Below are 8,681 nucleotides of genomic sequence, written 5' to 3' on the forward strand. Positions count from 1 at the left end.
GCCGCGCTACGCAACACCAGCGACAACTGGGGAAAATTACTTCGACGAAAGTGGGGAGTATTTATCCGACGCTGACACATGCATCATTCTGACAGGGGGGCCCAACTTAGGTTCAAGGAGTACCGCAAGGTGCTTGCTGCGCGCGGCATCACCGTCTCAATGAGCCGCAAGGCGAGCTGCTGGGATAACGCACCAATGGAATCGGCTAACGGCACGGTAAAGGTCGAGTGCGTGTATCCAGAGCACTACGCCACGCGCGAACAGGCACGGTTGTCCATTACGGAATACCTCACGTACTACAACACTGAACGCCTGCACTCATCGTTGAATTACGTAAGCCCGAGTGAATTCGAGCGGCGCTGGCGCGCCGGGAACAAATGCAAGGAGGAACCCGCGTCATAACGAGTGTCGAGTTACCCACCGCCGGCCGGCCTCGTGGTCGTGACAGATCCTATGCAGGGGGGCACACAGGCCAATCCTTAAAATCGACCTGTTGAGCCTTACTGAAAGGAGAGGGGATCATGCGCACAGTTCAGACATACGCGACGCACCACCCGGAAGCGCTCGTGCTGGCCGTGTCACTGGAACTCGCTGCCGCCTCGTGGAAGGTCGCGCTGCACGACGGCCGGCGCGAGAAGCCAGCTGTCCACACGGTGGCGCAGCCCCAGGCCGCCGCGCGGCTGCAGGCGGTGCTCGACCTGATCGACGCGCACCGCCAGAAGTGGTCGCTTCCGGTCAACGTGCGCATCGTCGTGTGCTACGAGGCCGGTCAGGACGCGTTCTGGATCTGGCGTGCGCTGCGGGCTCAACACGTCGAGTGCTATGTCGTCGATCCGGCCAGCATTCCGGTGCAGCGCCACAGGCGTCGCGCGAAGACCGACCGGCTCGATGCCATCAAGCTGGTGATCAACCTGCGCGCGTGGCTGCGTGGCGAGCGCGACCGCATGCACGTGGTTCACGTGCCGTCCGCGCAGGATGAAGCGTCGCGCCACCTGATGCGCGAACGCGGGCAGCTGCAGAAGGAAGTGCTGCAGCACCTCGACCGCATGCGCAAGCCGCTGGCCACGCTCGGCTGCTGGGAAGACGTCGCGCATCGCGCCTTTGCCGAGCGGCTGGCGCGCGACGAGGTCCGGTGTCACGACGGCACGCCCCTGCCGCCGGAACTGCGCGAGCGGCTGCTGCGCGAGTGCGAACGGCGCGCGTTCGCCGCGCAGCAGCTTGCCGTCCTCGAGAAGACCCGCCAGGCCAGTGTGCCCGCACCCGCGCGTGCACGCAGCAATGCCCTGGCGCGCCTGAAAGGCATTGGCGAAGTGGGAGCGTCGCGCCTTGCGCTCGAGCTCTTCTGGCGTGAGTTCAGCAACCGGCGCCAGGTCGGGGCCTGTGTCGGGCTGGTGCCCCAACCGTATGACAGCGGCGAGAGCCAGACCAACCAGGGCATCAGCAGGCAAGGTAATCGGCACGTACGCGCGCTGCTGGTCGAGATGGCGTGGACCTGGCTGCGCTATCAGCCCGGCAGCGCACTCACCCAGTGGTTCAACCGGCGCACCCAGGGCACCGGCCCCAACCGCCGTGCCCGACGCATTGCCATCGTCGCGGTGGCACGGCGACTGGCGATTGCCCTGTGGCGTTACCTGAAGGACGGCGTTATCCCCGAAGGGGCGCAGATGAAGTCGATCTGAGCCCGGCGAAGGCAACCGCGCAACAAGGGCAATCATGCAAAGAGGCGGAAACTGACGTATGGACCGGTTTGAAGTGAACATGCCCGTCGGGTCGCCGGGTTACTGACGTAACCGATTTTACAGATGGGGCATGCTCCCGGAAAAGATTCCGGCGTAATGCGCATAGGATGAGGCTGGCCCAGCGCCAGCGGATAGAAGGAGGTCGGACGTCAGGTCCGACGCGCGCGATGACCACTTCAGACCAGGACGTAGACCGGATCCCCAGCAATGGGGTTGACGGAGGTTGGAATCCGTGGGAACGGCAGGCACTGAATGCGCAGGTAAGGCTGGCGAGCGGCCAGACATTGCGCTCGCCAGCCTACACCAGCATGTTCCCCCCTCGCGGCGTCAAGGGTTCGCTCCGCCAGGCTTCCGCCTGCCCTTGACCCCAGCCCTCGTCCTTCTGCGCACGGGAGACCAACCCCCGGGCAAGGTTGGTCAGCGTCGTCGGTTAATTTATCAGCAGCCCTTAAAAACCTTGACAACTTTCCGCTCATAGAAGGCGACCCGCCGACCGGCCGTGGATAACTCTCAAAAGCCAATTCATGGCGTCCACAAAATGGGTACCGCTCCATCCCCGCCAGCATTCTGACGGTCGGGTAGCAGCGGCGCATTGCTGCGCCGCCGCCCCCTAAGAACCGTCACCCCGCATACGGCTCAAGCCATTCCGTCAGCACCTTGGTGGGCACCGGGTCTCCCGGCGGAGCGTATCGGTGGTTCGACGGCGGACAAAGTACGTATCCCATGCTGGGTCAAACGGATTGGCCAGTCCAAGGATCTTGACATGTCGCCGTATCGCAACCGTCGCTGCGTGGAAGAGTTGCACACCGTGGGGGACGCCCTCGGTGAGCCCTTCGTTGCAAAAATCCGGTCCCGGTTCCCGTCTCGCCGGAAGTACCGTTGCTTGAGTCTGGCGAATCTTGATCGGTGTTTCCCGCTCCGCGTTGAGAGCATCCAGCGCGGCCAGGTTCGCACCGCTTTTATCGTCACCGTCTCGGGTTCGCCGTTTTGCTCGATTGACCTTTTCGAAGTAGCGCCGCCGCGGCCTTGTCACGATGGGCACGCAGTAGAAAATCCACCGTGTTACCCTCCTTGTCGACTGCGCGATACAAATATTTCCACTGGCCTCGGACGGTGTTGCCGGTCCTGGAGAAGGCCTTTCGCCGCCACAAGAAAGCCGTCGGTCGGAGTTGGCAGATGGGATGAAACGTATATCAAGGCTTGATGGCCCAACGGTGCACAGTTGAATGGTCGACCGAGATTCCGCGCTCCGCCATCATCTCTTCCAGGTGTCGAAGGCTCAGCGGATACGCCACATACCAGCGCACGCACGTCAGCGGCGGGGATCCTGGCCAGAGAGGCGTGCGTCAACAAACGATCCTGCGGGGAGTAGAAGTGGTTACCTGTCCGCTTACCCTGAGGCGCCATCGCACAGAATGAGATGGTTCGACCTGTACTCGTACCAGCGGTTGACCTCGAGCACGTACTCGCCCGCGTATCCGGGCCACGAATCGTGCTTGCGAGCATGCTTAAGTCGATTCAGGGCATCCTCAAACTTTTGAGCTCCGTTTTCGAGAAGCGAATCGCCAGCCGTGTAAACCATCACGCTGTACGGAGCCTCCTTTTCAACGGCCACGAAGATAAATGGCCTCTCTTCTCCGGTGAAGTACTGGACGCCCATCTGGTACATGAATGCGGACAGGTCGTAACTGTAGTTCAGCACAGACGAGTTGAACGGCCTCGGCAGTACATCCGCTGTCGATTTGAGGTCGAAGATGAACTTCGGGTGAAGGGCATCGACCTTGATACGACACTTGACCCCTGTTACCCGCTCAACGAAGTAGAACGCTTTTTCCGCTTCGGCCTCATCAAACCAGTCGGCCAGTGGGCGGCCGCGGAACCGATGTGCGCGCACGGCGGTGCGCATGGACAAAATCGCGTCGTGCTTCCCCTGACTAATGACGATGTGATTCGGGTGACCGGCGATGAAGCGCCGGCATTCCCGGAGGCGGCGATTGAATTCGCCGTCGAAAGGCAGAACGAGATCCTCGAAACGCCACGGCTCAAGAATGGCCATGTGCGTCAGTCGGCCGAATTCGAGCGCGTGCGTATCCTTGCCCGCTCCATGCACGGTCGCGAGGAAGTGCTGCGGACTTTTCAGGATCGACTTGAGCTGGGTAGATGAAACGTATTCGAGGTTGCCGCGGTATTCGTCGTCGGTCACAGGCATAGTGAAGCTGGCCGGGTCCCGTCCGAATGTGATTTTCTTTTGGCCTTGCCATATCGTCGTGCCGGCGAGTCTCGCCTCGGTCGAAAGTGCGTTCATGTCATCCCCTTCCTTTCTGAGACGAGCGTAGCCGGGTACGGCGCGGATTCAAGTCCCCGCGCGACGAGGACCTGTCGCTCCATAGCGACAGGACATCGGACGGCAGTCTTGTGTCGATACGCGATGGATGGCGGTCAGCGCCGGCGTGCGAATCATGACTGAACGCGTGGCCCGATACATCGAGGAGCAAGCGTACCGCGCACATCTACACAGCGGATCGCGCAACTCGATCGGAACATCCGCTTCCTGACAGGAAAATCGGCGGTCTGGAGCAGGAAACGTCAGCACTGAACGACGGGGCTAGAAAGCGGACAACGCTCTGCTGAAATGATCTCCACCTGCTAATGGAGGAAGCAATGGTATCTGGCCTCGAATTTGACACGCCTATTCTCGGCACGGTTCGTATGGGAGACGTTCGCACGGGCGAAGCCGGTGCGCCCGACGAGCTTCTGCATTTCGACTATTTCGAAGTGCATACCCGACGGAAAAGCCCCGACGGAACGTGGGCGAAGCACTTGCTGCACGATCAACTCCTGGAGAAGCTTGCGGAGACCAGGCTCGGAGAGGAGGGCGAAGGACAGAAAGGGATCAGACTTCGTGAGATCCCGATCCAATTGCCGTACAACAATCCGGAACTGCTTCTTACGCAGCAGCTCGAGGCAAGGCGACTGTCGGACGGCAAGCGAGTCTGCGTCGGGGACGGGCAAACAGCCATCCGGATCATCGACGTGAACCGGGCGCAGGAAGCTGAATGCCCCGGTTGCGATCAGTGCCCATTTGGTAACACGCAGGACGTGTTCTGCCAACGCCGGACGTCGCTGATCTTCCGCATCGAAGGCCAGGGTGATCCGTTCTCGGTATTCGTGCTGCACTCGGCAGGCAAAAACACAGCCCAGACACTCGTCGCAAAGTTGCATGCCATGCACGCGGCGTTTGGGGGGCGTCTTGTCGGTATTCCGATGTCACTGAAGATGCGCAACACCGCGTCGGCCGATGCTATGGGCGGCCCGGTCTTTTACGCAGATCTGGTTCTCCGGCGCGGCATGGCGCCGTTCGACGCCGTCCGGATGGCCGTTGAATATGAAAAGGAACAGCAGGAAGCCGGCTTCGACCAGGAGCGTCTGGAGAAAGCCATGCTTGAGTTGAAAAGGAACTCGCAGTTTGCTCCGCCCGAGGAGTTCGGTGAGGTGCGGGACTTTTACGGCCGCGGCATTGTCCCTTCTCCACAGGAAAAAAATGCCCAACCTTCACATGTGGCGGCAGGTTACCCCCATCAAGTCCTGGCGGGAGGGCCGGGTACGGCAGGCGAACAGATCACGGGAGAACGGGTGCCCCGATTGTCTGAGGTGGCACCCGTGAGCGGCGCCCGTCACAGAATGCGGGTGGCAGCACAGACTGCTGCCAGCATTGAGCAACCGCAGGATGAGCCGGAGACGGATACGGTGGCAACTGGAGCGGTTCAGCGTGTCCGTCCGCTTCAGCTTGTTCCTGCTCCGGTGATCGGCGTAGTGGAAGCCGCCGGTGTTGTGAGCAGCGCAGTCAGTCCTTTGAGCCCAGGGGCGCCCATTACGCGCGTCGCGATGGAAGAGCTGGCATCGATCCCGGAAATGCCGCGGTCGAATGCACAGGCAACAGCATTTTGAACCATGGCCTTCGTAGAAACGGAGCTTTGCGCGGTTGGTCGTGTTTCCGTTCCACGGGCGCTCGGGGTAACGCTCGCCGGGACGTTGATCGAGCAGCCACCTGTATTCATGGTCGGCATGTTCGGGCCAGAATCTCTGGCCCTCCTCTGGGACGATTCCGCTCGTTTATCACTTCCTCACCTTGTCCGTTCAAGGCGGCCTGTTTCCAGACTCCGATCGCGTAGGCTACGGAATAAGGAGATCGAAAACGTGACTATCCTCTACCGCACCATCCTGTTCGCGGCGCTGGCCTGTTACGGCTGGTACTACAATGTCCGCCTGAACGTTGACCCGTCGGCGAGCAATTCCAAGGCTCACCTCGACGCGGCCCAATCGGCCGTCCGCGGAGGCGGACGATGAACGGCTACTACGATCGCTCAAATCCGCTCGACACGCTGCTGGGCGTGGCCGTCATCGGGCTAGTTATCTTTTCGGTATGCGCCGCCATCGCCTGGGCCTGGGAAACGTGGCAGTTGTTTGCCACGCACCAGTCCGCGCATGATGTTGTGCTTTACGGTCACGTGGCCTCGATCGTGATCGCGGTCCTCGGACTCGCGGCTATCTGGGTTCGTTCAGTGGCCCATGTCGCGCTCACGGTATTCGCGTTCAGCTGGATTGCCTTGCGGTCGGGAGGTGCGTCGGCCGGCGAGTTCTGGGGATTCGCAGGTTTTTTTCCCATCCTCGCGCTCTATCCATGGCTCGCTTGTAAGTTTCCGGAAGTCGCCGAAAATCGTGCGCGGGCTTTAGATAGGTATCTTAAACATAATGTTCCTGTAACCACGCCGCTTCCTCATCTCGCGGCCGCAACGCCTCGCAAGACGCTGGACGCCCTAGTCGGTATGGAAGATCTGAAAGGCCGGCTGCGCGACGCTGTGACGGACATCCTGGCGGAACGCAGTGATGGCGAGGACCCGCGTAACGGTATTCTGCTGCACGGCGAGCCGGGCAACGGTAAGACCGGGTTCGCGGAATGCCTTGCAGGGGAGTTCAAGCTCCCACTTATCAGGTTGCGCAGCAGCGATGTCGCAAGCCGGTGGAAGAATCAGACGACGGAAAGTATTGTGCAGGCTTTCGCCGATGCCAAGGCTCATGCCCCGTGTATGTTGTTCATTGACGAGGCCGACAGCATGCTACTCGATCGCGCCGGGATGACGGACTCGAGCGGCGAAGAAGGAAAGATCACTAACGCGCTGCTGACCGAACTGGTCGATATCCGGGCGTATCGGGTTGTCGTCGTCGCGGCAACGAATTACCTCGACAAGCTGGACGCGGCCAGCATGCGTGAAGGGCGCTTTGACTTCAAGATCGAAGTTCCTGCGCCGGATGAACCGGCGCGGATTGCCCTTCTGGAGACGTCACTCAGGCGCCACGTGCCTCATGCGAACGTCCCGCACAGCGCGATCGAGCGTGCGGCAACGCGTTGGGTGGGCTATTCGAGCAAGCGGATCCAGTCGGTCGGTGAGCAAGTCAGGGAAATGAAGCGCAAGTCCAGCCGCAGTTCCTTCGGCTTCGACGATCTCATGGCTGCAATGCGAGCATTGCAGGGACGCGCAGGCAAGATCCCGGAAGGCACCAAAGGTTTTGACGAAATCATCCTTCCGGTTGCATCGAGCAAGCGCCTGAGGGCCATTGCCACCCGAATGGCGAAGCTCGACCTGATTGAAGAGAAGGGTGGTAAGGCGCCGACTGGCATCGTATTCTACGGGCCTCCGGGGACCGGCAAGACCGAGGCAGCCCGGGCGCTGGCGAAGGAAACGGGTTGGGCGTTCCTGCAGATCACGGGCAGTGCGGTGATAGCAGATCCGTCTTCGTGGGACAAGCTGATCCGTGAAGCAAGGGACATCCGCCCGGTGATCGTGTTTCTGGACGAAGCCGACGACATCCTGCGGAACCGTCAGTTGTCGAATACCACGCCATTGACGAATAGGATCCTGACCACAATCGACGGGGCGACAGGAAAAACGCCGGATATTGTGTTCGTCGCCGCGACGAATTTCGTTGACGAGATCGATGAAGCGGCGATGCGTGGTGGGCGCTTTACCGAGAAGGTCCGCTTCGAGTTGCCGGATGACGCGGGCATCCGGGGGTATGTCTCGGCTTGGCTGGAAAAGCGAGACATCGAGCCGTTGAACGGGTTTCTCAACCGAGCCGTGGAAACGCTGAAAGGGGAGTCGATCGCGAACGTCGACGCAATTCTCCAGGGGGCGGTGAACCAGCGCGCGGTGAGAATAGTGGACGGCGAAGAAGGAAGCCTCACCATCGCCGACATCATCGAGGCTAGCGAGACCATCTCCCGTAACTAGATGCTGCAGCTTCCCTGAGGACAGGACGCTGATAACCAGCGGCCTGCCGCCCTTGTTGAGCATAAACGGGCGTCTCTGCTGGCTGAAGCCATATCCGATTACTTCCGTGTGGGAAAAGGAACCCATTCTCAGGCATTGTGTTCGATGGAGTTAATCTGCAACTCCCCCATACCGTTTGATCCGTTCGCGTTACGATGCAGAGAGCACGGGTCTCCCTTGGACTCATACCACGCAATAGCACAAAGCACGTTCGTTTGATCGAGTGGCGGGCGGCGTTATCGAATGCCGCTCCGGGCTTCACCGCCGCAAGCCGAGGGAGCCTGTCGACGAGAGCGTTCACGGCCTGTTTTCCGAAAGAAAGCTGGGTTGAATGCGTCGACCACGTGCCCCGTTGGAGCCCGGCGGGTCCATGTCGTACTTCGCGGCGACTTTGGCGAGCCTTTGGGAGATTGCCTCCAGGCTGTTCATTGCCCGACCTAGGCAGACCAGCAGCCACGCAGACGCCGGCGTGAGCTTTGTGCCGGACATCGCCGCTGCATAGGCGTCAAAGACGTCGCCATTCTTTTCGAACAGTCCGTTTCCGATCCCCTCCATCTGGAGGAAGAGGTCGTACAGCTCGTTCCGGCCGTCGCCGTTGCCGCGCAATTGCGCG

The 8,681-nt window shown here is 60.7% G+C and carries 7 protein-coding genes and 3 pseudogenes; 5 read left to right on the top strand and 5 right to left on the bottom strand.

The features are described 5' to 3' along the window. The first annotated feature begins 129 nt into the window (after positions 1-129). A complete protein-coding gene (locus J8I87_RS45885; protein ID WP_209938551.1) occupies positions 130-402 on the top strand; it encodes an integrase core domain-containing protein in 273 nt (90 codons plus the stop codon). A gap of 119 nt (positions 403-521) precedes the next feature. Beyond that, the gene (locus J8I87_RS42485) at positions 522-1,679 is read left to right on the top strand and encodes an IS110 family transposase (protein ID WP_209938552.1); all 1,158 of its coding nucleotides are present in this window, start codon (positions 522-524) and stop codon (positions 1,677-1,679) included. Positions 1,680-2,755: 1,076 nt separating this feature from the next. Here J8I87_RS42485 and J8I87_RS46585 read toward each other — a convergent pair. From J8I87_RS46585 to J8I87_RS42495, 3 genes and pseudogenes are all read right to left on the bottom strand, one after another. Next, a pseudogene (locus tag J8I87_RS46585) lies at positions 2,756-2,851 on the bottom strand (DDE-type integrase/transposase/recombinase); the annotation flags it as partial. A gap of 86 nt (positions 2,852-2,937) precedes the next feature. Then, a pseudogene (locus tag J8I87_RS46590) lies at positions 2,938-3,055 on the bottom strand (IS6 family transposase); the annotation flags it as partial. 74 nt (positions 3,056-3,129) lie between these two features. Continuing rightward, a complete protein-coding gene (locus J8I87_RS42495; protein ID WP_209938553.1) occupies positions 3,130-4,044 on the bottom strand; it encodes a PD-(D/E)XK nuclease-like domain-containing protein in 915 nt (304 codons plus the stop codon). A 356-nt stretch (positions 4,045-4,400) separates the two neighbouring features. Between J8I87_RS42495 and J8I87_RS42500 the strand changes: the two genes are divergently transcribed. The 3 genes from J8I87_RS42500 (at position 4,401) to J8I87_RS42510 (ending at position 8,029) form a co-directional block, all read left to right on the top strand. Then, positions 4,401-5,687 carry a hypothetical protein gene (locus J8I87_RS42500; protein ID WP_209938554.1) on the top strand — a complete coding sequence of 429 codons (1,287 nt, stop codon included), beginning with the start codon at positions 4,401-4,403 and terminating at the stop codon, positions 5,685-5,687. Positions 5,688-5,936: 249 nt separating this feature from the next. Continuing rightward, positions 5,937-6,086 (top strand): hypothetical protein, encoded by a 150-nt coding sequence (locus tag J8I87_RS42505; protein ID WP_209938556.1) that lies wholly within the window; start codon positions 5,937-5,939, stop codon positions 6,084-6,086. Beyond that, positions 6,083-8,029: an ATP-binding protein gene (locus J8I87_RS42510; protein WP_209938557.1), complete on the top strand. Its 1,947-nt coding sequence runs from the start codon at positions 6,083-6,085 to the stop codon at positions 8,027-8,029. The genes J8I87_RS42505 and J8I87_RS42510 overlap by 4 nt, the downstream gene beginning before the upstream one ends. A 143-nt stretch (positions 8,030-8,172) precedes the next feature. Here J8I87_RS42510 and J8I87_RS45490 read toward each other — a convergent pair. Next, positions 8,173-8,277: pseudogene (locus tag J8I87_RS45490) on the bottom strand (lytic transglycosylase); the annotation flags it as partial. Between the two features lie 88 nt (positions 8,278-8,365). Beyond that, a partial coding sequence (locus J8I87_RS42515; RefSeq protein ID WP_209938558.1) for a hypothetical protein occupies positions 8,366-8,681 on the bottom strand: 316 nt, incomplete at its 5' end.

The sequence above is a fragment of the Paraburkholderia sp. LEh10 genome, assembly GCF_017814945.1.
GTDB lineage: Bacteria > Pseudomonadota > Gammaproteobacteria > Burkholderiales > Burkholderiaceae > Paraburkholderia.

Excerpts from the sequence above, each read along its gene's own strand:
- J8I87_RS42485 (WP_209938552.1), top strand. The coding sequence starts at position 522 with ATGCGCACAGTTCAGACATACGCGACGCACCACCCGGAAGCGCTCGTG.
- J8I87_RS42495 (WP_209938553.1), bottom strand. The coding sequence starts at position 4,044 with ATGAACGCACTTTCGACCGAGGCGAGACTCGCCGGCACGACGATATGG.
- J8I87_RS42500 (WP_209938554.1), top strand. The coding sequence starts at position 4,401 with ATGGTATCTGGCCTCGAATTTGACACGCCTATTCTCGGCACGGTTCGT.
- J8I87_RS42510 (WP_209938557.1), top strand. The coding sequence starts at position 6,083 with ATGAACGGCTACTACGATCGCTCAAATCCGCTCGACACGCTGCTGGGC.